Origin of the sequence: Pseudoalteromonas sp. B131b (assembly GCF_037162545.1) — a bacterium.
In the GTDB taxonomy this organism is placed as follows: domain Bacteria; phylum Pseudomonadota; class Gammaproteobacteria; order Enterobacterales; family Alteromonadaceae; genus Pseudoalteromonas; species Pseudoalteromonas fuliginea.
Genome location: NZ_JARLUZ010000001.1, coordinates 2,103,825 through 2,128,344, shown reverse-complemented (window position 1 = coordinate 2,128,344; position 24,520 = coordinate 2,103,825). Strand labels below are relative to the sequence as shown.

Here is a 24,520-nt window from a genome sequence, read left to right as displayed (position 1 = left end):
TATTAAAACTCTCTTCTAGCACACATAATTTCGGCACTACATACTATTTTGCCGTCGACTCTTGCTTCTGCCGAAAATTTCCAAATGTTGCGACGTTCCTTTAAGAACTCAACATGAAGATGCATTGTATCACCAGGAATTACCGGTTGCTTAAAACGCGCATTATCGACTGCTGCAAACAAGTAAAGCTCGTTTTCGCTACGATTTTCAACCGTTTTAAAACCAAGTAAGCCCGTTGCCTGAGCCATTGCTTCTAAAATTAACACACCTGGAAAAATAGGCTGATTTGGAAAGTGCCCAGTAAAAATAGGTTCGTTTATAGAAACATTTTTAATAGCATGTAAAGATTTACCAGGAGTAAAGTCAATAACACGATCTATTAATAGCATCGGATAACGGTGCGGTAATAAAGCTAAAATTTCTTGAATATCAAGGCTATTTAATTCGTTTGCCAAAATAGCATCCTTATTAGTGTTCAACGTTTATGACTTAGCCAATGCTTCAAGCGCTTTAAGACGAGATTTCATATCTGAAAGGTTACGCAAGTGAGCTATTGATTTACGCCATTCTTTGTTTGTTGTATGGGGCATACCAGATGAGTAAATACCTGGTTCGGTGATTGATTTTGTCACCATACTCATGCCGGTAATTATAACACCATCACATACAGACATGTGACCATTAATTGCAACCATGCCACCAATTTGACAGTTTTTGCCAATGGTAACGCTTCCAGCAAGTACAGTGCAGCCCGCAATTGCGGTGCCTGAATTAACTTCAACGTTGTGCGCTATTTGACATTGATTATCGATAATAACATTGCTATGGATGATGGTGTTGTCCAGTGCGCCACGATCAATTGTTGTGCTAGCACCCACTTCAACTTTGTCACCTATGATCACAGAACCTAGCTGGGGTATTTTAACCCACTGCCCGCGTTCGTTCGCATAACCAAACCCATCGCTACCTATAACACTATTTGCTTGAAACAAACAATCTGTACCAATTTCGACATCGTGATAAATAGTCACACTAGGCCAAAGCTTAGTGCCAGAACCAATTTTAACACGTTCCCCGATAAAACTGTTCGGACCAATTTGCGCGTTGTCACCTATCACTGCATCAGCTTCAATGACTGCGTTAGCACCAATAGCCGCGCTGTCACTAACAATCGCTGTTGAATGGACAGTGGCACTTGGATGAATACCCGTCGAGGCTGAGCGTGGCGTAGTATCCATAAATTGCGCTAATTTAGCGTAACTTACATACGGATTAGCAACAATAATTTTACTGCCATTAAAGTACTGTGCATCGGCTTGGCTTACTATTACAGCACTAGCTTGAGTAGTCTCAAGTTGCGATCGATATTTTGAGTTCGCTAAAAATGCAATATGCCCAGAATGGGCATTTGCAAGTGTCGCTATTTTTTTATTTCTAAAGCGCCATCACCCTGAAGTTCGGCGCCTAGAAGTTCCGCAATTTGCGAAAGCGTATAATTTTGCATGGAGTGATTATTTCTTACTAACAGCGGCTACAACTTTAGATGAAAGATCGGTAACTTCTTTAGGGTTAAAGTAAATTGTCGTGTCTTTTACTTTAACTTCATCAAAGTCGCCATCTTTAGCAATTTCTTCAATTGTTTTAATAATAACACCCTGAACTTTAGCAAGTTCTTGGTTTTGGCGTGCTTTAATTTCTTGCTCTAAAGGACGACCTTGTTCCGCAAGGTTTTTTTGCATACCTTGAATTTTGTCACGTAGTGCATCTTTTTGAACTTGGCTCATCGTTGTGCTTTCACGCTTAAACTTTTCAGCCTCAAAGCGAATATCACCTTGTAACTTTTCAAGTTCTTGACGGCGCTCAGCAAACTCTGTTTGTAAAGACTGTTCGATTTTTGCCATTTGAGGAATTTGTTTATAAATTTCCTGCATATCTACGATACCGACTTTATGTGCAAGTGCACTCGCAGAAGTTCCCATAATAAGTGTTGCTAAAACAGCTACTGCTGTTGATTTAAATAATTTTTTCATAAAAAGCTCCTTTAAAAAGTGTTACTAATATTAAAACTGATGGTTTTCGTATCGTCATCTTCTTCTTTTTGCAATGGATACGCAAAACTTATCAGCATAGGACCCATTGGAGAGATCCACTGTAATGATAAACCGGTTGAAATCCTAAAACGCAGCGGATCTGAATAATCGTCTAATTTGGCACGCTCATCAACACCTAAGTTTTGAAAGCGATCTACATTAAATTCAGTATCCCAAACGTTTGCCGCATCAACAAAGAAACTCGTACGGACAGAACTGGTATTTTCTTCATCTAAGAATGGCGTAGGAACAATTAGTTCCATTCCAGCTACCGCTTTAGCATTACCACCAATTCGACCTTGAGGTATTAATACATCAAACTCAGACGCACCGCCTATAGTGCCTGTTGTAGCACCGTCTGTGCCCGGTGTACCCGGAATAGACTGCGGTATACGCGATACAGCACGTGGTAATATTGTATTACGGTCAAAGCCACGAAGTTCCATTTCAGTTATACGAAAGTATTCTTGAAATGGTAATGTTTGATCATAACCATTTGTTGAACCGTAACCGTTACCATAACCAAGCGCTGCACGCGTTGAAAATACCCAACGGTGGTCATTTGATATAGGCCAATAAAAACGTGAATCGTAATTCAGTTTAAAGTACTGAAGATCAGAATTTGGCGTTGTCGCAGTTAGGTTAAGTGTTTGACGTGAGCCCGCTGTTGGAAATAAACCACGGTTAACAGTAACGCGCGACCAACCTACACTTAGCTCATATTTATTAAAATCGAAACCAGCATCTGGGTTTTCCGGATCTAAGAATGTTTCACGCAATACTCGTGTTTGCTCATACTCAGCAATATCCGATAGCTCTTCTTTAATCCAGCGCACACCAAAGTTAATACGATTAATCGCATCAATTGGGAAACCTATATTTGTACCGATACCGTAACTTTTCGATTTGTAGTCAACAAGGCTAAAGGCACTCGCATCATAGTTACTGTAAAAAATACTACTACCTTGTGATACACCATCAGGCGTAAAGTAAGGGTCAGTGTACGATAAACTTACACGTTCAGAACCCTTAGAGGTATTAATATTGAATCCAATTTGGTTACCAGTACCTAAAAAGTTAGATTCTGTCACACCAATATTAAATTGTAAGCCTTGGTAAGAACCATATGCCAAACCGGCATTAAAGCTACCGGCTGATTGCTCTTTTACTGTAAAATCAACATCTACTTGATCATCCACACCAGGGACTGGCACTACATTAAAATCAACTTTTTCCATGTAGGCCAAACGTTGAATTTGTAGTTTTGAACGCTCTAGGTTTTGATTAGATAACCAAGCGCCTTCAAGTTGTGTCATTTCACGGCGAAGTACTTCATCAGCCGTATTTTGGTTACCACCAACAATAATACGACGCACATAAACACGTTTACCCGGATTAACCGACAACGTTAATTGCACTTCTTGCTTTTCGTCGTCAATCTCTGGAATAGTACGTACTTCAGCATTTGCGTAGCCAAAACGTGCTAAGTAACTTTTAATAAACTCTTCAGAAGACGTTACTACTGAACCGTTATATAACTCGCCTGCACGAAGTGGAATAACACTTTTAATTAAGTCTTCGCGGCCAAGTAAGTCACCAATAAAATCAAAACCCTTAACTTTGTATTTTACGCCTTCAGTTAAGTTGGCTGTAACATATACTGACTCACGTTCTGGACTTACTGACACTTGTGTTGAATCGATATTAAATCGTAAGTAACCACGGTCTAAATAAAAGCTGCGAATTTTTTCTAAATCACCTTCAACCGTTTGCTTTTGGTAACGGTCGCTGCCCATAAATTGCCACCACGGTAAATCTTGTTGTGACTCGACAAGCTTTAATAAGTCTTCATTAGAAAAAAGTTCGTTACCAACCAAGTTTATTTGGCGGATGGAGGCGGCATCACCTTCATCAAACTCTAATTTAAGCTTAACGCGGTTACGTGGTAATTTAGTTACACTAATATCAACTTTAGCGTTGTATTTACCAATACTGTGGAAGAACTCAACTAACCCTTTTTCGATATTATCGATAACAGTTTTATCAAGCGGTTCACCTTGGCGAATATCTTGTTGTTCAAGCGACTCATTAAGTTGCTCGTCTTTTATATCTTTATTGCCTTCAAACTCAATAAAGCTAATCGTAGGACGTTCTGTTACTTTAAAAATAACATTATTGCCATCACGAAGTGCTTTTATGTTGTCAAAGTGACCAGAGCGGTAAAGTGACTTTATTGTTTTTGAAATCGTATAGTCGTCAACATTATCGCCCACATTGATAGGAATATGCGTTAATGCAGCACCCAGTGCTACGCGCTGTAAGCCTTCAACTTTAAGATCTTCAACAATAAAGGAAGTTTGGCCCAGTGCTGCAAAGCTTGCACCCAATAAACTTGAAACTGCCAAATGTTTTTTTATAGCCATTTTATTATCTTTATCCTATACAACTGTATTACCGCTTAGCACCTAAAATTAATGATGCTTTACAATCGTGTTCTAATTAGTAATTGTCACGCTGTAGCTACAAACGTGATACATCATTGAACAAAGCGAAACATGTTAGAAAAATGAGTAGCAAGGCTCCCACTTTAAAACCAAACTCTTGTGTCTTTTCAGAGACTGGCTTTTTACGAAAAAGTTCAATTATGTAATACATTAAGTGTCCACCATCAAGCACTGGCAAGGGTAATAAATTAAATACACCCAAGTTAACGCTAATCAAGGCTAAGAAGCTTAAAAATGCAACTAAGCCATAGCTTACGCTAGTTCCAGCACCGACTGCAATGCCCACGGGACCACTTAAATTTTTAACAGAAACTTGGCCTGTAATTAAATTACCTATCATGTCAAAGCTAAGAGTAATCAAGCGCCATGTTTCTTTTGTTCCTCGGACAATGCTGTCAAGAGGGCCGTATTGTCTAGTCTCTACATACCCTTCTGGCCATTGTTGAACAACCGGTGCTACGCCCAAAAAGCCCTGTTCAATACCGCTATTATCAAGGCGGCTTTGCGGGGTTACTGTAATGCTTTTTATACTATCTTGTCTTTTTACACTAAATTGTAAAGATTTGTTAGCCGATTGCGTAATAAGATTAACTAATTGCTGCCAACTGCTTATTGTTTCGCCATTTACAGCCAAAATAGTGTCATTAACCTTCAAATCTGCTTGTTTTGCTGCTGAATTTTCAGTCACAGCGGCAATAGTCAGTGTTGCCTGAGGTCTAAATGGAACAATACCTAACGAACTCAGTGGCGGAACATCTTGCTGATCAAGTTTCCAACCATCTAAATTAAGCGTTTTAATACGTGGTTGTAGATTTTTATCACGAACCGTAACCTCAACGCTTTCCTCACCTAAGCTCGACATTAGTGCAAATGTAGCATCTTGCCACGTTGTTATATCGTCATCGCCAATTTTAATAATATGCTGGCTTGGCATTATGCCCGCCTGCTCCGCTCGACTCCCTTCAGTAACGCTGCCAACAACTGGCTTAACCGATTGCACACCCACCATATACATGGCAGCAAGTGCAAAAATAGCAAACAAAAAGTTTGCCATAGGACCCGCTGCAACAATAGCAATACGCGCTTGAACCGATTTAGCATTAAACGATAAGTGACGTTGGTTTTGTGGTACTTCATCAACGCGCTCATCAAGCATTTTTACATAACCGCCTAGTGGTATTGCTGCAATTACGTATTCAGTATTATATTTATCGTGCCATTTTATAAGTGGTTTACCAAAACCAATTGAAAAACGCAGCACTTTAACGCCCATTTTGCGCGCAACCCAAAAATGGCCGTACTCATGTATGGCCACTAAAATACCAAGCGCTAAAATAAATGAGCCTAGGTTCCAAAAAATCAAACATATTAATGCGCCACTTTTGTTATAAATTGCAAAGCGCTAATCCGCGCTAATTTATCGCACTCTAAAATTTCATCTAAGCTTTGCACATTGGTGTACGTTGCAGCTTCAAGTGTTTGTGCATTTATTTTGTATATATCGGTAAAACCAATTTTACCATTTAAGAACGCGTTTACTGTTATTTCATTCGCTGCATTTACTGTCGTTGTAGCACCTTGCCCTGCACTACATGCATCAACCGCAAGTTGTAAATTAGGATAACGGGCGTAATCAGGCTTGGTAAATGAAAAGTCTGTAATATCAGAGAAATTGAGAGGCTTTACACCCGCATTAATTCGCTCAGGATATGCAAGTGCATGGGCAATAGGAGTGCGCATATCAGGGTTACCCATTTGCGCTAAAATAGAACCGTCGTGGTACTGCACCATTGAATGAATAATGCTTTGCGGATGAATAACTACATCAATATCACTGGTGTCACAATTGAATAACCACTTGGCTTCAATAAACTCCAAGCCTTTGTTCATCATAGTGGCCGAATCTACTGATATTTTTTGACCCATAGACCAATTAGGGTGAGCGACTGCTTCGCTAACAGTGACATCTTTTAACGTATTTATATCACGGGTTAAAAATGGGCCACCAGAACCGGTAAGCAAAATTTTACTTACGCCATGTTGCTGTAAATTTTGATCGCCTTTGGCATTTTGTAACGAAGAAGGTAGACATTGAAAAATAGCATTATGTTCGCTATCAATTGGTAGTAAAGTTGCTTTATGTTGTTTAACTTTGTCAATAAACAACTGGCCAGACATCACAAGTGATTCTTTATTGGCAAGCAGTACTTTTTTACCTGCTTCTACTGCACTTAATGTTGGCAATAAACCAGCTGCACCTACAATTGCCGACATAACAACATCAACATTAGGATAAGCACACACGTCACTCATAGCTTGCTCGCCATGCCTTACTTTAGTTTTACACTGAGCATTAGTTAAATACGATGACAACTGCTCAGCAGCCGTTTGCGAAGCCATAACTGCATATACAGGTTCATGCTCTATGCATAACGCAGCCATTTTTTTTGCATTTTGTCCGGCGGTTAAAGCAAAAACATCAAATAGTTCTTTATTTAGCGATACAACATCTAATGTGCTTAAGCCAATAGACCCTGTTGCACCTAAAATAACCAGTTGTTGCTTTGAGCTCATAAACTCAGCGTCCATGCATAACACATAACAAACATTGGAGCCGCAGCGGTTAAGCTATCAATTCTATCTAAAATCCCACCGTGACCAGGTAAACAATTACCACTGTCTTTTAAGCCAGCTTCGCGTTTAAACATGCTTTCGAGTAAGTCACCTACAGCAGAAAACAACGCAATCAAAGCGGTCATAATGGCGTATACAGGCCAAACAACTAAATCAACATCGGTGAAATGACAAAATATTAAGACAAAAATAACAGCAGCAACGACACCACCGGCGAGCCCTTCAATTGTTTTATTTGGGCTCACTTTAGGCATCAATTTATGCTTACCAAAACTTTTCCCGGTAAAGTAGGCACCCACATCAGCGCTCCACACAATACCTAAAACGACTAAAATCAGCATAGAACCAAAATGAGCCGATTCAGCATACTGCGCACTGCGTAAGGTATTAAGTGCAAGCCACAATGGCACAAGCGTTAGTAAACCAGCGATGCCTCGCATCACAAGGCCTTCATTCCAAGCTTTCGCCATAGCGGGATAACGCCATACTAAATAACTGGCAACAATCCACCAAGCAAATGCAAGTGTAAATAAATAATTTGCATCACCCACTAATTTACCATTTTGCCATAAAGCTTCAATTGGCCAATGTAAGTTGAGCACTGCGAGTAAAGCCGCAACTAAAAGCACAAAAGCACTTCTTTTGAGTTTGTCACACAGGCCCATAAATGCAGACCATTCCCATGCACCTAATAATACTATTGCACCTGCAAAATAACTAAATAAAGTAAGCGGTGTATAAAAAACCAATGCTAATGCTAAAGGCGCTAGCACGAGCGAGGTTAAAATGCGTTGTTTTAACAAAATTGTGACCCTTATTCTATTTAGGTTTGAGCGAGTAATTGTTTTATTTGTTCGCCCGTACAACCAAAACGTCGCTCTCTGGCAACGTAACACGCAATGGCCTCAGCAAATGCTGCTTCATTAAAATCAGGCCAAAGTGTGTCGGTAAAGTAAAGTTCTGCGTAAGCGGCTTGCCATAATAAAAAGTTACTAATACGAACATCGCCACCAGTGCGAATAAGTAAATCAGGTTCTGCCTGATCTGCCATGCTCATATGCTGCGCTAAACGCTCTTCGGTAATATCTTCGGCGTTAAGTGTGCCTTTTTCTACTTGCAACGCAAGTTGCTTAGCTGCATTAGCCATATCCCAACGACCACCATAATTAGCTGCAACATTTAAGTGCAGCCCGGTGTTATTCTCAGTCAACGCTTGTGCGGAATATACTTTACTACGCAAGCTCTCCGAGAATCGTGATAAGTCTCCAATAATGGTCAGTTTTACATTGTTTTTGTGAAGCTTTTTAACTTCTTTTGTTAAAACAAACAAAAAAAGCTCCATTAACGTATTCACTTCATCCTCAGGTCGGCGCCAGTTTTCACTGCTAAAAGCAAATAAAGTTAACGATTGTATCCCTAACTTAGTGCAAAACTGAACAGACTGACGAACGGCATCCACGCCTTTTTTATGCCCGTATACACGAGGTCTATTTCTAGCTTGCGCCCAACGTCCATTACCATCCATTATGATGGCAACATGTTTAGGTAAACATTGCTGTGAAATTGTGTCAGCGTCTAGAACCATAAATATTGAATATTCCATAAAAAAACGCCGCCTAGTATACCCCAGACGGCGTTTCAAAACTAATAATTTTAGTTGCCTAGATTTCCATCAATTCAGTTTCTTTGGCAGCTAATAGCGTATCCATTTCTTTAATAAACTTATCAGTAAGTTTTTGAATCGCATCATCTGATTGACGCGCTTCATCTTCTGATATGTCTTTATCTTTTAATAACGCTTTCACATCGCCATTAGCATCGCGACGAATATTACGAATAGCAACACGACCACCTTCAACTTCAGCGCGTACAATTTTGATTAAGTCTTTACGACGCTCTTCTGTAAGTGGAGGAAGTGGTACACGAATAACAGTACCTGCTGACATAGGGTTTAAGCCTAAGTCAGACGCCATAATCGCTTTTTCAACAGCTTGCGCCAAAGACTTATCAAATACACCAATAGCAAGTGTACGAGAATCTTCAATTGTCACGTTAGCAACTTGGTTTAAAGGCGTTGGTGCACCGTAGTACGACACCATAATGCCATCTAAGATAGCTGGATGTGCGCGGCCAGTACGAATTTTAGATAATTGGCTACCTAGTGCAGTTACACTTTTTTGCATGCGCGCTTGCGCGTCTTTTTGAATATCGTTAATCACGGTTTAATCCTAATTATTTGATTATTTCATCTGAGGCTTGTGAAGAAATAAGTGTTCCTTCTTCTTCACCCATAATTACGCGTTTTAGCGCGCCTGATTTATTCATGTTAAATACGCTCAACGGCATATTGTGATCGCGGGCTAGAGTAAATGCCGCTAAATCCATAACTTTTAATTCTTTATCGATGATTTCATTGTAGCTTAAGTGGCGATAAAGCGTCGCTTCTGGGTTTTTTACAGGGTCATCACTGTACACGCCATCCACTTTCGTTGCTTTAATTACAGTATCCGCTTCAATTTCGATACCGCGTAAACACGCTGCAGAATCAGTCGTGAAGAATGGATTACCCGTACCCGCTGCAAAAATAACAACGCGGCCCGTTTTTAATAAGCTAATTGCTTCAGCCCAGTTATATGCATCACACACACCATTTAATGGGATAGCCGACATTAAACGACAATTTACAAATGCACGATGCAGCGCGTCACGCATTGCAAGGCCATTCATAACTGTTGCAAGCATACCCATATGGTCACCAACAACGCGATTCATACCTGCTTCTGCAAGCGATCCACCGCGTAAAAAGTTACCTCCACCAATAACTAAACCCACTTCTACGTCGAGCTCTACTAGCTCTTTAATTTCTTGTGCCATACGGTCTAAAACTTTAGGATCGATGCCGAAGCCTTCGTCTCCCATTAAAGCTTCACCACTTAATTTGAGAAGAACACGTCTAAAAATAGGTTTACGATTGATAGTCATAGTATTGGGGCCAACTTTTATTGAATTATGGATAAAAAATAACCGCGCTTATGTTAAACATAAAAGCGCGGTTATTTTAAAGAATTTCTAGCTGTGAAGCAAAACCAAATAGTACTTTAATTGCATCTAATTTCCTTTTGCATCACAAATAGTTAATCTTACTGACCTTTAGCTGCAGCAATTTGAGCAGCAACTTCAGCAGCAAAATCTTCTTCTTTCTTCTCGATACCTTCACCAACTTCTACACGTACGAAGCTAGTAACTGTTGCGTTTTTCTCTTTAAGAATATCGCCAACAGATTTTTTAGGTTCCATGATGAAAGCTTGACCAGTAAGAGAAACCTCACCAGTAAATTTCTTCATACGACCAACAACCATCTTCTCAGCGATTTCAGCAGGCTTGCCTTCATTCATCGCGATTTCGATTTGTACTTGCTTTTCTTTTTCAACAACATCAGCAGGCACATCAGAAGGTGTTAAGTATTCAGGGCTAGATGCAGCAACGTGCATTGCAACGTGCTTAAGTGTTTCTTCATCAGCAACACCAGCAACAACAACGCCGATACGATCGCCATGACGGTACTCAACTAGGTTTTCACCAGTTACGTACTGTATACGACGTACGTTGATGTTTTCGCCAATTTTAGTAACTAGCTCAACACGGTCTTCTTCAAACTTAGCTTGTAAGTCTTCGATAGAGATTGTGTCAGCAATTGCAGCGTCAGCAACTTTGTTAGCAAATGCTAAGAAGCTTACGTCTTTTGCAACGAAGTCAGTTTGACAGTTAACTTCTACTAGTACTGCAACACCCGCATTTTGCTTGATGATGATAGTACCTTCAGCAGCAATGTTACCTGCTTTTTTAGCAGCTTTAGCAGCGCCACTTTTACGCATATTTTCAATCGCTAACTCGATGTCGCCATCAGTCTCAGTTAACGCTTTTTTACAATCCATCATGCCAGCGCCTGTGCGCTCGCGTAATTCTTTAACTAGGGCAGTAGTTACAGCCATTAGTAAATCCTCAAATCTGAAATCTGGTTTAGATAAGCGGGTTACCCGCTCTACAAGAATAGCAAGTCTTCACCTTAAAAAGATGAAGACTTGATGACAGCTAATTACTCAGCTTCAACGAAATCGTCTTTCTCAGCTTGAGCAACGATGTTATTCTCGCGACCTTCAGTGATAGCAGCTGCAACAGCGCTAGTGTAAAGGCTTACAGCACGGATAGCATCATCGTTACCAGGAACGATGAAATCAACGCCGTCTGGATTAGAGTTAGTATCAACGATTGCAACAACTGGAATACCTAGGTTGTTAGCCTCACGGATAGCAATGTGCTCGTGGTCAGCATCGATAACGAAAAGCGCGTCTGGAAGACCGCCCATGTTTTTGATACCACCAAGGCTTTTTTCAAGCTTGTCCATTTCGCGGTTAAGCATTAACGTTTCTTTCTTAGTTAATTTCTCGAAAGTACCGTCTTGGCTTTGTACTTCAAGGTCTTTAAGACGCTTGATTGATTGACGAACTGTTTTCCAGTTAGTCAACATACCACCTAACCAACGGTGATTAACGTAATACTGGTCGCTTGCAATAGCTGCTTCTTTAACTGCTTCGCTTGCTGCGCGCTTAGTACCAACGAAAAGAACTTTACCTTTGTTTGAAGCAGCACCAGTTAAAAACTTAAGTGCGTTATTGAACATTGGTACTGTTTGCTCAAGGTTGATGATATGAACACGGTTACGTGTACCGAAGATGAAAGGCTTCATCTTAGGGTTCCAGTAACGTGCTTGGTGACCAAAGTGAACACCAGCTTGAAGCATATCGCGCATTGAAACATTTGCCATTTTATAGATCCTCTATAGTTGTTTAGGGTTAGGCCTCCACATATCCCATAGCACCAACACCGAAGTAATTAAACTTCAAATGCACCCAAGTGTATGTGACGATACGTGTGTGTGTTAAAATCAAATTGTGTTTGCCTTAAATACAAAAAATCATTTAAGAATTTATTTGTAAAAAGACGGCGCGCTTTATACCATATTAAAATTAAATACTCAACGTCGCGTGCAAAATTTGTTCGACGATAAATGTTAAAAACTCAACTTTGGAGCCTCAATGAGCGCTATTATCAAGACCCCTGAAGAAATAGAGAAAATGCGCGTAGCTGGGCGCTTAGCGGCCGATGTACTTGAAATGATCGGCCCTCATGTAGTGCCAGGTGTTACCACCGATGAGCTAAATACACTTTGTCATGATTATATTGTTAATGTGCAACAAGCAATCCCTGCTCCATTAAATTATCATGGCTTTCCAAAATCAGTTTGTACGTCAGTTAATCACGTTATTTGTCACGGAATTCCAAATGACAAAGCATTAAAAGAAGGCGACAGCGTAAATATTGACGTAACTGTCATTAAAGACGGTTACCACGGCGACACATCTAAAATGTTCCACGTTGGTACACCAAACATTCAAGCTAAGCGTCTTGCAGAAGTAACACAAGAAAGCTTATACCTTGCTATTAAAATGGTAAAACCAGGTGTGCGCTTAGGCGATATTGGCTCAGCGATTCAAAAATATGCAGAAAGCTTTAACTACTCAATCGTACGTGAATATTGCGGTCACGGTATTGGCGCAGGGTTTCATGAAGAACCACAAATAATGCATTATGGTAAAGCCGGCACTGGCGAAGCCTTAAAAGCAGGTATGTGTTTAACTATTGAACCTATGGTTAATGCGGGTAAACGCCAATGTAAGCTTCTTAAAGATGATTGGACAGTAGTAACACGCGACCGTAGTTTGTCTGCACAGTGGGAACATACTTTATTAGTGACCGAAAATGGTGTTGAAATTTTAACGCTACGATCGGATGATACTATCGACAGGATAATAGAACACTAATAAAACCGAAACACTTGATAAGACAAACCTTATCCGTGTGAAAGGTTCAACAAGGAGCCAGCCCACGTGGCATTACCCAACAAAGTAAAAAAGTTGCTTAGCGATGCTGAGCAACTTAGTGATTATCGCGATTGTTCTAGCTATTTTTATAAATGGCTACATAACGAATTTTCTAAGCAACCGGTTGGGAATTTAATTAATGCCCGGGCTGAGTTTATTGACCGCCTATTAATTAAGCTCTTTCATGTTTATGAGTTATCGCACGAACCTGATTTAGCGCTAATTGCTGTGGGCGGATATGGACGCGGCGAACTTCATCCTTATTCCGATATTGATTTTCTACTTTTAGTCACTGAACAACCCAGTGAAGAAATATGCGAAAAAATAGGCCAGTTTGTCACTATGCTGTGGGATCTCAACTTAGAGATTGGCCATAGCGTGCGTACCATTGAGCAAGCTATTGAGCAAAAACGTGAAGACGTCACCTTTGCCACCAGCTTGCTCGAAAGTCGGCTTATTTTTGGCAACCATATCGAGTTCGAAAAACTTAAAACCTTTGTACTAGAAACCCCTGTTTGGGGTTCTAGCGACTTTTTTGTTGCCAAAGTACAAGAGCAAAACTTACGTCACAGAAAGTGCCACGGCACTGCGTATAACCTTGAACCAAACATTAAAGAAAACCCCGGTGGCCTTCGCGACTTACAAACCATCATTTGGGTTGCTAAAAAACACTTTAGAGCCGAAACACTGCAAGAGCTAATTAGCCACGGTTATCTGACTCACGAAGAGTTTCAAGAGCTATCAGAGTGCCTAGAAAACCTATGGAACATTCGTTTTGCCCTTCATTTGGCTGCAGGGCGTTCAGAAAACCGTTTATTGTTTGATCATCAACCCCAAGCCGCCGAAATTTTAGGTTTTGGCAGCGATGGTAAAGCCTCGGTTGAGCGTATGATGAAACGCTTATTTAGAATAATGAGCCGCGTACGCGAGCTTAACCAAATGCTGCTTTCGTATTTTGAGCAAAGCATTTCACCGCAAAACAGTGAAAATGTTGTAGAAGTACTCGACAGAAATTTTGAACGTGTTGGCCATCAAATACGCGTAAAAGATCCATCCGTATTTTTTAGACGTGACCAGCTCTTTGTATTGTTTGAGCACATCGCCGACAACCCCGAAATCACCCATATTTACCCAAGTACTATTCGTACTATTCGACAAGTACGCCGTCGTTTATTGGGTGATTTACAAGATTATGCAGCCTGTCGTGAAGCATTTTTACGCTTAGTCAAACACCCTAACGGTATGGGACGCGCATTTACGTTAATGCACAAACATGGCATGCTTGCCGCCTACTTACCGCAGTGGCGTAATATATTTGGGCAAATGCAGTTCGATTTGTTTCATGCTTATACCGTAGATGAGCACACTCACAAATTAATCAAAAACATTTACGAATATTTTGATAAAACAGGCATTAGCGAGTTTCCTATTTGCAGTGAAATAGTCACTCGCATGGATAAACCGGAGCTACTTTATTTAGCCGGTATATTTCACGACATCGCTAAAGGCCGAGGGGGCGATCACTCAGAGCTTGGCGCTGTTGATGCTATAGCCTTTGCTAAATTACATGGTTTTTCATCGGCTGATGCAAAATTAGTAGCATGGCTTGTAAGTAACCATTTACTTATGTCGGTTACCGCGCAGCGTAAAGACATTAACGACCCTGCTGTAATAAAAGACTTTGCAACACGTATTAAAACAGAGCGCCAACTCGACTATTTATATTGTTTAACCGTTGCCGACATACGTGCAACCAACGACAACTTATGGAACGATTGGAAAAACACCCTACTGCGTGAATTGTACTTGCACACGCAACGCGCGTTGCGCTTAGGGCTCGAAAACCCAATGGATCAACGCGACCAAATTCGCGATAAAAAGCACCAAGCTAAACAACGTCTACTTAACTTGGGCTATCAAGAGGAAAAAATTGATTTAATTTGGAGTCGCTTTAAAGCCAATTACTTTACCGCCTTTAGCGAACAGCAAATATCGTGGCAAAGTGAGCATTTATTAAGTAGCACCGATTTAAGCCAACCTAGTGTAATTGTATCTAACAAAGCCATGCATGGTGGTACACAAGTATTTGTATACAGCCCTTACTCTGGTGCACTATTTGCGAGATTAGTGAGTGTCATTGGCTCTAAAAAAGCACAAATACAGCACGCGCAAGTACTGACCACCAAAGACGGTTACGTCCTGTTTAGCTTTGTCATACTTGAAGTAAGTGGCGACCCAATAGCGAGCGGTCGAGCGCAATCAATTAAACGCGGGCTTGAGCAAGCACTTAGCGATCCACGTAAAAAAATTCGCTTTAAAAAGAGCCGCTCTCAACGCTTTAAAGATTTTAATATTAAACCTAAAATTGTGTTGCGCCCACATGCACGCAAAGACCGTAGCTTAATAGAAATTCAAGCCGTCGATATACAAGGTTTACTAACCAAAATAGCCGAAGTTTTCCAAGCGCATTTACTACACATTCACGCTGCCCGTATTACCACGGTAGGTGAACGTGCAGAGGATTTCTTTGTTGTATCTAATAACGAATACCAAGCGCTGACTGATGAAGAGCAAGCAAAAATTCATCAGGCATTACGTAAAAAATTCAACGCCGAAACTGAATAGAGGACACACATGTCAGATTTAAAAACGATGATCGAAAACGCATGGGACAACCGCGATAGCATTAGCCCAAGCACAGTATCAAGCGACATAAAACAAGCTATTATCGACGCACTTGATTTACTTGATAGCGGCGCAGCACGCGTTGCCGAAAAAATATCAGGTGAATGGGTTGTACACCAGTGGCTTAAAAAAGCGGTTTTACTGTCGTTTCGTATTCGCGACAACCAACCAATGAACGACGGCGTAAACCAGTTTTACGACAAAGTACCACTTAAATTTAGCGACTACACGCCAGAGCAATTTCAGCAAGGCGGTATGCGCGTAGTACCAAACGCTGTAGCACGTAAAGGCAGCTTTGTAGGTAAAAACGTCGTACTTATGCCATCGTACGTAAACATTGGCGCATACGTTGACGACGGCACCATGGTTGATACATGGGCGACTGTAGGCTCATGTGCACAAATTGGTAAGAACGTACATTTATCAGGTGGCGTTGGCATAGGCGGCGTTTTAGAGCCTCTACAAGCTAACCCAACCATCATTGAAGACAACTGTTTTATTGGCGCACGTTCTGAAATTGTGGAAGGCGTAATTGTTGAAGAAGGCGCAGTAATTTCAATGGGTGTTTACATCAGCCAAAGCACTCGTATTTATGACCGCGAAACTGGCGAAATTCACTATGGCCGCGTACCAGCAGGGGCAGTAGTTGTTCCAGGCGCACTACCGTCAAAAGATGGCACTCACAGCCTTTACGCTGCAATTATCGTGAAGAAAGTAGATAAGCAAACACGTGAAAAAGTAGGCATCAACGCCCTACTACGCTCAATTGATGAGTAACACGTAGGTTGGGTTGAGTGAAACGAAACCCAACGATACTTTGAAGTGAAGTGTTTTAGCTAAACTTTAATTGTATATAGAAAGCTCTAAATCTAATGTTTAGAGCTTTTCTATAAATAATTTAAATCGACTTTTGTAATGCATGCCCTGCCATTTTGTACAAAGCACGAGTCATTATCTCAAATACCGAACGTATAAGTGCAACAGTTAAGGAGCCTACATCATGATATTGTCCAGCAAATACCAACATGTGTCCTAGTAGACCTTTAACATCTTCTTTTTTACTCTTAGAAATTTCCACAATTTTATGGATTGTTCTAGCCAAAACATCGTAAAGTGTCATAGTACATGACCCTGCAACATTTAATAACGCTGATACTGAATAACCTGCATCTACTAGCAAGCTCATCAATGCGTTTGAGATTTTCTGTGCCCATTCAGCAGAAAATCTAGCTTGATTACGGTTTTTATAGTCCAATTTAATACGCTGTCGGGCACTTAGACAAGATATCTTATTAGCAATATCATCATAACTTTCATATGAACCTGCAGTATTGACATAGCCAGGTGTTGGCTCAACCATGGAGTGAGCACCTAAACTAAATCTAGCCCCCTTATTACTCGCAAGTAAATACTCATCATCTGCATGCATAAATGGCCATAATGGGATCCACGGCACAGGATCCATTCCATGTGTAACTCTATACGTAGGAATAAATGCCTTAATTTGTGTGGCAAATGATTGGTCACCAACTCTAGGTGCACCAAAAGTATAAATGCTAGTTGAGATCCCATATTTAGATTGCAACCACGAAGCTGTTAATGTAGCAAGTGCTCCACCTAGACTGTGACCAACACAATAAACATGCTTAGGATTATGCTTACTGATATATTGTTCAAAAGAGGGGATTAAACTATTAAAAGCTTTCATAAAACCAGCATGAACGTCTTTATTATTTGGACCCGTAGTAAAGCCTATATTTAAGTTACTCATCCAGTCAGGCACCATAACTTTAGTTCCGCGAATAGCTATAACATGATGGTCTTTGTTATTATCATTTTTTCCTTTCGCAGTAATAGCAAACCCATATGTTTTGTTAAATAACTGAAAAGGTAAACCTCCCGAGGTACCTTTAATTGCACCATCAGAAAGACTTACTTCGAATAGATTCGAAATATTCCTGGAAATAATATCGAAAGATATAGGTGCTTTTCTAATAAACTTATATGGTAAAGCAGCCAGTTCAGCTGCTACTTGTGGTGATAGTTTTTCATGCATTTTTCATTCATCCTTGATAATTAATAAATCTGAAAATCATTTTCCCAGCGACATATACCTCTAGCACTATATGTCCGTTGAGAAAAATCACTTTTAAACTCGAAGGTTACAATCGGGTTACTCAAATCACAATTTAGTGCTTTCAATTTGTAATTGAAAGCTTCTAAAGGCTGTCTCCCTTCCAATACAGCTTGCCATAATGGGATTTTTTCATCTTTGTGTTCTATATAAATTAATTGATTAGTTATACTTTCAACAAAAGCTCGGCCAGGTAATTTTGAACGAATTTTACATTCTGGTAAATAAAACTCACCTTTAATATTCGTAATAGCTGAATCTTCACGCTCGACTTCATCTGTATAACATAACCAACGATGAACCGTTAAATTAGAGACTGGTTCCCCATTGTCTAACACTTTCCCTTTTACTTCTGGGCATAGGTGAACATCGTATTTTTTAAATAAACCAAACATAGGCTGCCCCATCAGTTTTATTCACTGCTAATCGAGCCCTTTTTGATAAACTACTTTTAATTGGATATGAGACTTGTGCTAAACTAAATACAAGCCTAGATAAAATTGCAAGCATAGTGTTTCCTTACATTAATAGTCATTGATATTAAAAATTAACCAATATCCGCATATGAAGATACATAAAGGTTGATATGATAAGATTTCATTAGGCTACTTTGGAAGTAACATAACTACTTGAGATCGCATACCACCAAACTCTCTAGTACCAATTTCATAGTGTATTTCGGTCTGTATTTAAACCTAAAAACAGCTCATTTAAGGGTTTGATTAGTTTCCATATTTTATTTGCACACTATACTTGACATAAATTATAGCCGCGCTAAAAACATAGTTAGTCTGTATTACAGACATGCTTTATCAAAGATATTATCTGGTTTTCGATATTTCATTATCACTTTTGTAAAAGAAAACTCACCTTTTCCATTTGTAATGGTATGTTCTAATTGCTCTTTACCATCTTTTTATCCATCATATGCCATACTTCTTTCTACCTGCACACCTGATAATGGCTTGCCTCTTTCAGTTATTCGACCTGATACCTCCGGCGACATTTTTACAGTATATGATTTAAATAGACCAAACATGGCTTGTCGCTCTGTTTAGTTTAATGAAAATATGAGGGAAGTATAAATAAAAGGCATTATTAAGATCTTACGTAAAAACTGAAAACTCTGACTTTGAATATGTTTATTGAATTTGTAGAAATAAACAATAAATCACTTCCCTGATATTTACCGATATTGGGTTTATATTAGCTTTTTTATAAATATTCATCAAGTAGAGTAACCAACATCATTCCTAACCAAAAAAGCACTTATAAAAATAAGTGCCCTTTTGGTTTGCTCAATTAATTTTTAACTACAGCGCGTTAAATACGTCGTCTGTTTTAGCTGCGCAAATAAAGTCGTTTTTATGTAGGCCTTTAATTGAATGGCTCCACCATGTAACGGTTACTTTGCCCCACTCGGTTAATAAACCTGGGTGATGGCCTTCGTCTTCTGCCATGTCGCCTACTTTGTTAGTAAACGCGATAGCCTGTTTGAAGTTTTTAAATTTATAAACACGTTCAAGCTGCATAATGCCGTCGCGTACTTCTGGTACCCAGTCTGGGATTTTAGTAATTAATTGCGCTAACTCTTCGTCAGATACTTTTGGCGCATCTACATGACAGGCTTCGCATTTTTGTGCACTTAATGAAGACATTCTAAATCCTTACTTTTAGCTTTTTTAGCATTAATATTTAACTGGCTAATTTTTCTTTTGGTGGAAATTTTGGGTCGTGCAAACCAAGCTCTTTAGCTCGCTCAACCAAAGTCATAATATCCATTTGCGATATATCAAACAGATCATGAATCGAATTTATGGTGTAGTACTGTGGTTGCATAATATCAATACGGTACGGCGTACGCAGTACATCAAGCACATTCATTGGGCTAATTTCTGGCGTATTTGAGTATACGTACTGAGTCTCCCCTGGGCTTGATAAAATACCGCCGCCGTAAATACGCAGACCGTCTTCGGTTTGCATTAAACCAAATTCAACCGTAAACCAGTATATACGCGCAAGGTATACACGGTCCTTTTTCTGCGCTGCGTAACCTAATTGCCCGTACTTATGCGTAAACTCGGCAAAGTCAGGATTAGTTAGCATGGCGCAATGGCCAAATATTTCATGAAAAATATCAGGCTCTTGTAGGTAATCAAATTCTTCGCGGCTACGAATAAATGTAGCTACCGGAAACTGCTTGTTTGCCAGTAATCTGAAAAACTCGTCAAAGTCGATAAGCGCAGGTACTGGTGCAACTTGCCAACCGGTAGTGGCTAGTAACACTTCGTTTAGCTCGCTTAACTGCGGAATACGGTCGTGCGGCAGGTTAATCTTTTTTAACCCTTGCATGTACTCGTTGCAGGCTTTGCCTTCAATGCATGCAAGTTGGCGCGCTACAAGCTCAGACCAAATTTTATTTTCTTCATCACTCCAGTGTATAACACCATTTTCGTCTGGTGTTTTGGATGTGTATTTACTTGCTTTAGCCATAAGTACCTTCTTGGGTGTGAGCCCTAAATCGGTGTCAGTGTGATACTCAAACCTGTTGAATATCGAATGACCCCATACTATGCAAAAGTGAAGAAAAGTTTAATAGATAGGCTAACATCAGTATTTAGCGCGATCACTTAGATCGTAAAGTTAAAATTACACTCGTGGCACATTAAAAATACAGACCTTTAAATAAAGGCCTGCAGCTTATTTTTAAGTGTATACAATTAAATACACCTAACCAATTTTAGTAAAAGCTTGGTCTAAATCACTAATAATGTCGTTAACATCTTCAAGCCCAACCGAGAGTCTGATCAGCCCATCACTTATTCCAGCGGCAGCTCGCTCCTCTGGCGTATAAGGCGAGTGAGTCATAGATGCAGGATGCTGAATCAGTGTTTCAGCGTCGCCGAGGCTTACTGCAAGTGTACAAAGTTTCATACTATCAATAAATTGTGCGCCATCATGTAGCGTGCCTTTTATCTCAAACGCAATAACACCACCAGCGGCTTTCATTTGGTTACCAATAAACCTATAACCTGGGTGCAATTTAAGCCCCGGGTAATATACGGTGCTTACTTGTGGGTGCGCTTCTAGATATTCGGCTATTGTTTGTGCACTTTGACAATGGCGCTCTATTCTAATAGCGAGTGTTTTTAGGCCTCGATTAATTAGCCATGCATCGTGCGGGCTTATGGTTGCACCAATATCTTTTAGTACGGTCATTTTAATGTGTGTTATGTGCTCAAGCGATCCACATACAATACCCGCGACTACGTCTCCGTGGCCGTTTAAGTACTTGGTCGCACTGTGCATTATAATGTCGATACCGTATTTTTTGGGTGATTGCAGTAGCGGCGTTAAAAAGGTGTTGTCGACTACACTAATTAAACTGTGCTCTTTAGCAACTGCGCCAATGAGTGCCAAATCAATAACCGCCATAGTGGGGTTGATTGGCGTTTCTACAAATATCATTTTTGAATTAGGTTTGATGGCAGCGCGTAGTTCGTCCTCATTGGTCATATCAACAAAGGTGACTTCGATTCCCCAGCGCGGCAACATGTGCGAGAAAAACGCAAAGGTACAACCATACAAAGCACTTGAGGCAACAAGGTGATCTCCTTGCGATAAAAAGCTCAGTACTGAGGCAGATACGGCCCCCATACCTGTTGCGGTTGCAGCAGCTGCTTCACAGCTCTCTAGTTGAGCAACTTTTTGTTCAAGCTCTGTGGTTGTAGGGTTTCCTAAGCGCGTATAAATATAGCCAGGTTCGTCGCCTGCAAAACGCGCAGCACCTTGTGCGGCACTTTCAAAATGAAAGGTAGAGGTTTGATACAAAGGAGAAGTGAGTGCGCCGTGCGGGTCGTTTGCTTTTTGTGGTCCGTGAATACACTGGGTGTTTATATGATGCTTGCTCATTGTAGGCTCATTTTTTTGATTATTATGTTTTTGCGATTCAACAATCAAAACGTATGCGCTTACAAACAGCAAGCATGCCGGATGCTCAGATGGCTATTTGTGTAAAAACCATGCAGCGCACGTTTGTACACAAATATTGCCACTGCTAATCTAGTGTGTTGGTTCCGCCTTTTTACGGCTCATAATTTTACCTGCGATGCTTTGCACAGTGCCTTTTAGTAAGCTGCGCTTGTTTTCAAGCCTTGGTAATGGGCGACTAAGCTCCATTGCTTTGTAACCAATACGCGCTGTAAAAATACCGGCACTAACCCCTTGCGCAGCTCGTCCCGAAAGCTTACCTAAAAGCTCAGCACTTAGTGCAGTTGCAGCAAGGTCAGATACAAGCTCTGCACTGCCTACAAACATTACTTGTTTTATCAGCATACGGTACAGTTTTATACGGCTCGCGTAGCCAAAACCAATGCCGTAAATTTTACCAATTTGTTCTATTAACTTAGTACCGCGCCAAAGCACAGCCATCATATCCACCAGCGCAAGAGGGCTTAGGGCAACTAGTAGAGCTGATTCAGTCGCAAAACGATTTATAAGCTTTTTAGCTTTGGTGTCTTGGGTTATTAATAAACTGTTGGCGTACAGCGTCATTATTTCTTTGTCGCTGTGATGCGTCGCTACTTGGTTTTTAAAGGTTTCAAAGTTATCAAGCTCCTGATGTTTATTGAGCTTTTCGAGCCAAGGTAATGCACCGCCTACTTGCTCGCTGTTTAAAAGCCTGTCGGCTTCAACTCGGTGCAGTTGGTTACGCTTTAAACTGCGCAGCATTCGGTACTCTCGCCACAATAAGCGCCCAATTAGCAGCACGCCACTTACAACTGCGGTTAAATAAACACTGCCTAAAATAATTGACTGCTCGAAAGCAAATAATAACGAGTACGCAAATTCTAAAAGCACCAGTACTATAAAACTAAGAGCAAAAACACCTTTAAGCGTTTGCCACTTTGACTTTTTATAAACAGGTTCCAGATCTATTTCTGGCTCTAGTGCTTCATCTTCAAGTTCTTCGTAATCACTTTGTCCGTGGTGAATAATTTTTGCAGGTGCTAAAACGGGTTCGTTTTGCTCAATGCTTTGCGTATCTATACGACGCCCTGCTTGAAATGGTTGGTTTGACTCACTCATGTTAATTTGTCTCCTAGCAGGTACTGCATGACATGATCTAATCGAATATGTTTTAGTTGTTTATCGGGGCTCGGCATTGGGGAGAACGATAAAAACTCAAATCCCTGTGCTGGCCACTCATTTTTATTAAGCATCCGCGAGGGAGGTTGCGGCGGTAAATACGTAAGCCAATCAGGCTCGTTTAACGGTTTACCGTAAATACAATCAAGCGTTTGACCTTTGTCGGTAACTTGGCGCGGCTGCGTTGCTGTAATTGACGACATAGCCATGGTTTCTATTTTTACACCATCAAACTTTAAATGATTACTTTGCTCATGCACGAGCGAATCAAGTAGCAGTGCTAAATCTTTATGGTGCTTAGCACTTATATGATCTGATTTATTAGCTGCAAATAATATTTTGTCTATGTTGGGCTTAAATAAACGTTTAAAAAAGCCCGACTCGCCATAGTTAAAGTGTGCGAGTAATTGGTTTATTACACTGCTTTGCTCTTGGAGTGTTTCATGGCCTTCGTTTAACGCACTAAGTACATCCACAAGTACAATTTGGCGATCGAAGTGCCTAAAATGCTCATTATAAAATGGTTTTACAACTTCTTTTATATAGGCGTTAAAACGCTTAGTTAAATGCGCTAAATTAGAACCCGCAACGACATCGTCACTATTTACTTTACCCGATACCGGAAAAAACAATAACAATGGCGCACCTTGTAAGTCGCCAGGCATAAGCATGCGCCCAGGTTGCAACATGGCAAGTTTGGTGTCTTTTTTAAGCCCGACTAACATGCTTTGATAAAGCTGAGCAATATGAGCAAGTGCGTTTTCATCAACGGGAGCGTTTAAGTCAAGTTGCTCTACGGCCGCTAAAAAATCACTTGATGTGTTTACGCGCGAAGGCTGAGTTAATAACGGGTATTGCTGGTCGCACCATTGAGAATAGCTTTGCTCAAGCATAGGTAAATCAAGGAGCCATTCACCCGGGTAGTCAATAATATCTAAATAAAGCGTTGATTGCGGCGAAAAGTGGCCGCGCAGCCCTGCATTACTTAGATACTTTATTGCCAAGCGCAGCGTATTAATCCGCTCAGTTGATGCAGGCCATGTAGGCATCCCATCGCTGGGTAATAATGAATTTAGTGCGCGCGTATAATTAAACGTAGGGACTTTTAACGCCTCTTGCGGCACAACTTTAGTGGCCACATGGCGGTGCTCGCGCATTACATCAAAAAAAGGTAAGTTTTTATCGTCAGTTTGGGTTGTTAAGTGTTTAACAAGCGCGGTAATAAAGGCTGTTTTACCACTACCACTTAGGCCCGTTACGGCCAGCTTTACGTGCTGATCTAAACTGCGATGAAGGGCTTTTTGTGCTTTGCCTTTAATACTTTTAAAGGTCTTTTTTGCAAATGATTGGCTCATAAAGTGTCTTGCACCTAATTTGCCGTAA

At 40.5% G+C, this 24,520-nt stretch carries 21 protein-coding genes and 1 pseudogene; 3 read left to right on the top strand and 19 right to left on the bottom strand.

The genetic code is table 11. The features are described 5' to 3' along the window. Positions 1 to 2: 2 nt before the first annotated feature. The 12 genes and pseudogenes from fabZ to rpsB all read right to left on the bottom strand — a co-directional run bounded on the left by fabZ (position 3) and on the right by rpsB (position 12,053). Positions 3 to 455, bottom strand: coding sequence for a 3-hydroxyacyl-ACP dehydratase FabZ (fabZ, locus tag P4S65_RS09735; RefSeq protein WP_007376807.1), 453 nt, complete (start codon positions 453 to 455; stop codon positions 3 to 5). A gap of 27 nt (positions 456 to 482) precedes the next feature. Next, positions 483 to 1,504, bottom strand: a pseudogene (lpxD, locus tag P4S65_RS09730) (UDP-3-O-(3-hydroxymyristoyl)glucosamine N-acyltransferase). Positions 1,505 to 1,511: 7 nt separating this feature from the next. Then, positions 1,512 to 2,030, bottom strand: coding sequence for an OmpH family outer membrane protein (locus P4S65_RS09725; RefSeq protein WP_007376809.1), 519 nt, complete (start codon positions 2,028 to 2,030; stop codon positions 1,512 to 1,514). An 11-nt stretch (positions 2,031 to 2,041) separates the two neighbouring features. Then, positions 2,042 to 4,513 (bottom strand): outer membrane protein assembly factor BamA, encoded by a 2,472-nt coding sequence (gene bamA, locus P4S65_RS09720; protein ID WP_337120072.1) that lies wholly within the window; start codon positions 4,511 to 4,513, stop codon positions 2,042 to 2,044. Positions 4,514 to 4,610: 97 nt separating this feature from the next. Continuing rightward, the gene (rseP, locus tag P4S65_RS09715) at positions 4,611 to 5,963 is read right to left on the bottom strand and encodes a sigma E protease regulator RseP (protein ID WP_337120751.1); all 1,353 of its coding nucleotides are present in this window, start codon (positions 5,961 to 5,963) and stop codon (positions 4,611 to 4,613) included. After that, positions 5,963 to 7,168: a 1-deoxy-D-xylulose-5-phosphate reductoisomerase gene (ispC, locus tag P4S65_RS09710; RefSeq protein WP_337120071.1), complete on the bottom strand. Its 1,206-nt coding sequence runs from the start codon at positions 7,166 to 7,168 to the stop codon at positions 5,963 to 5,965. Before ispC ends, rseP begins: the two co-directional genes overlap by 1 nt. Then, positions 7,165 to 8,031: a phosphatidate cytidylyltransferase gene (locus tag P4S65_RS09705; protein WP_007376813.1), complete on the bottom strand. Its 867-nt coding sequence runs from the start codon at positions 8,029 to 8,031 to the stop codon at positions 7,165 to 7,167. Before P4S65_RS09705 ends, ispC begins: the two co-directional genes overlap by 4 nt. 20 nt (positions 8,032 to 8,051) lie before the next feature. Beyond that, a complete protein-coding gene (locus tag P4S65_RS09700; RefSeq protein ID WP_007376814.1) occupies positions 8,052 to 8,831 on the bottom strand; it encodes an isoprenyl transferase in 780 nt (259 codons plus the stop codon). Between the two features lie 58 nt (positions 8,832 to 8,889). Next, positions 8,890 to 9,411: a ribosome recycling factor gene (gene frr, locus P4S65_RS09695; RefSeq protein ID WP_370587472.1), complete on the bottom strand. Its 522-nt coding sequence runs from the start codon at positions 9,409 to 9,411 to the stop codon at positions 8,890 to 8,892. Positions 9,412 to 9,460: 49 nt separating this feature from the next. Then, positions 9,461 to 10,210 (bottom strand): UMP kinase, encoded by a 750-nt coding sequence (gene pyrH, locus P4S65_RS09690; protein WP_008133874.1) that lies wholly within the window; start codon positions 10,208 to 10,210, stop codon positions 9,461 to 9,463. 158 nt (positions 10,211 to 10,368) lie between these two features. After that, the gene (gene tsf / locus P4S65_RS09685) at positions 10,369 to 11,220 is read right to left on the bottom strand and encodes a translation elongation factor Ts (RefSeq protein WP_008133872.1); all 852 of its coding nucleotides are present in this window, start codon (positions 11,218 to 11,220) and stop codon (positions 10,369 to 10,371) included. A 104-nt stretch (positions 11,221 to 11,324) separates the two neighbouring features. Next, the gene (gene rpsB, locus P4S65_RS09680) at positions 11,325 to 12,053 is read right to left on the bottom strand and encodes a 30S ribosomal protein S2 (protein ID WP_007376819.1); all 729 of its coding nucleotides are present in this window, start codon (positions 12,051 to 12,053) and stop codon (positions 11,325 to 11,327) included. A gap of 271 nt (positions 12,054 to 12,324) precedes the next feature. Between rpsB and map the strand changes: the two genes are divergently transcribed. The 3 genes from map to dapD all read left to right on the top strand — a co-directional run bounded on the left by map (position 12,325) and on the right by dapD (position 16,632). Next, positions 12,325 to 13,110 carry a type I methionyl aminopeptidase gene (map, locus tag P4S65_RS09675; RefSeq protein ID WP_007376820.1) on the top strand — a complete coding sequence of 262 codons (786 nt, stop codon included), beginning with the start codon at positions 12,325 to 12,327 and terminating at the stop codon, positions 13,108 to 13,110. 66 nt (positions 13,111 to 13,176) lie between these two features. Continuing rightward, positions 13,177 to 15,795 (top strand): [protein-PII] uridylyltransferase, encoded by a 2,619-nt coding sequence (gene glnD / locus P4S65_RS09670; RefSeq protein ID WP_007376821.1) that lies wholly within the window; start codon positions 13,177 to 13,179, stop codon positions 15,793 to 15,795. 9 nt (positions 15,796 to 15,804) lie between these two features. After that, a complete protein-coding gene (gene dapD, locus P4S65_RS09665) occupies positions 15,805 to 16,632 on the top strand; it encodes a 2,3,4,5-tetrahydropyridine-2,6-dicarboxylate N-succinyltransferase (RefSeq protein ID WP_337120070.1) in 828 nt (275 codons plus the stop codon). A 121-nt stretch (positions 16,633 to 16,753) separates the two neighbouring features. Here the strand turns inward: dapD and P4S65_RS09660 are convergent, their stop codons facing one another. From P4S65_RS09660 to P4S65_RS09630, 7 genes are all read right to left on the bottom strand, one after another. Then, positions 16,754 to 17,911, bottom strand: coding sequence for a lipase family protein (locus P4S65_RS09660; RefSeq protein ID WP_337120069.1), 1,158 nt, complete (start codon positions 17,909 to 17,911; stop codon positions 16,754 to 16,756). Positions 17,912 to 17,931: 20 nt separating this feature from the next. Beyond that, positions 17,932 to 18,384, bottom strand: a complete 453-nt coding sequence (locus P4S65_RS09655; RefSeq protein ID WP_007376823.1) for a DUF6795 domain-containing protein — start codon at positions 18,382 to 18,384, stop codon at positions 17,932 to 17,934. A 918-nt stretch (positions 18,385 to 19,302) separates the two neighbouring features. After that, the gene (locus tag P4S65_RS09650) at positions 19,303 to 19,647 is read right to left on the bottom strand and encodes a 4a-hydroxytetrahydrobiopterin dehydratase (protein ID WP_002958326.1); all 345 of its coding nucleotides are present in this window, start codon (positions 19,645 to 19,647) and stop codon (positions 19,303 to 19,305) included. Between the two features lie 37 nt (positions 19,648 to 19,684). Next, positions 19,685 to 20,482 (bottom strand): phenylalanine 4-monooxygenase, encoded by a 798-nt coding sequence (phhA, locus tag P4S65_RS09645; RefSeq protein ID WP_002958327.1) that lies wholly within the window; start codon positions 20,480 to 20,482, stop codon positions 19,685 to 19,687. 237 nt (positions 20,483 to 20,719) lie between these two features. Next, positions 20,720 to 21,901, bottom strand: coding sequence for a methionine gamma-lyase (gene megL / locus P4S65_RS09640; protein WP_337120068.1), 1,182 nt, complete (start codon positions 21,899 to 21,901; stop codon positions 20,720 to 20,722). Between the two features lie 150 nt (positions 21,902 to 22,051). Beyond that, complete coding sequence (locus P4S65_RS09635; protein WP_337120067.1) at positions 22,052 to 23,077, bottom strand: TIGR01620 family protein; 1,026 nt, start codon at positions 23,075 to 23,077, stop codon at positions 22,052 to 22,054. Next, entirely contained in the window at positions 23,074 to 24,492 is a 1,419-nt protein-coding gene (locus tag P4S65_RS09630; protein WP_337120066.1) for a YcjX family protein, read from the bottom strand. Before P4S65_RS09630 ends, P4S65_RS09635 begins: the two co-directional genes overlap by 4 nt. Positions 24,493 to 24,520: the final 28 nt, after the last annotated feature.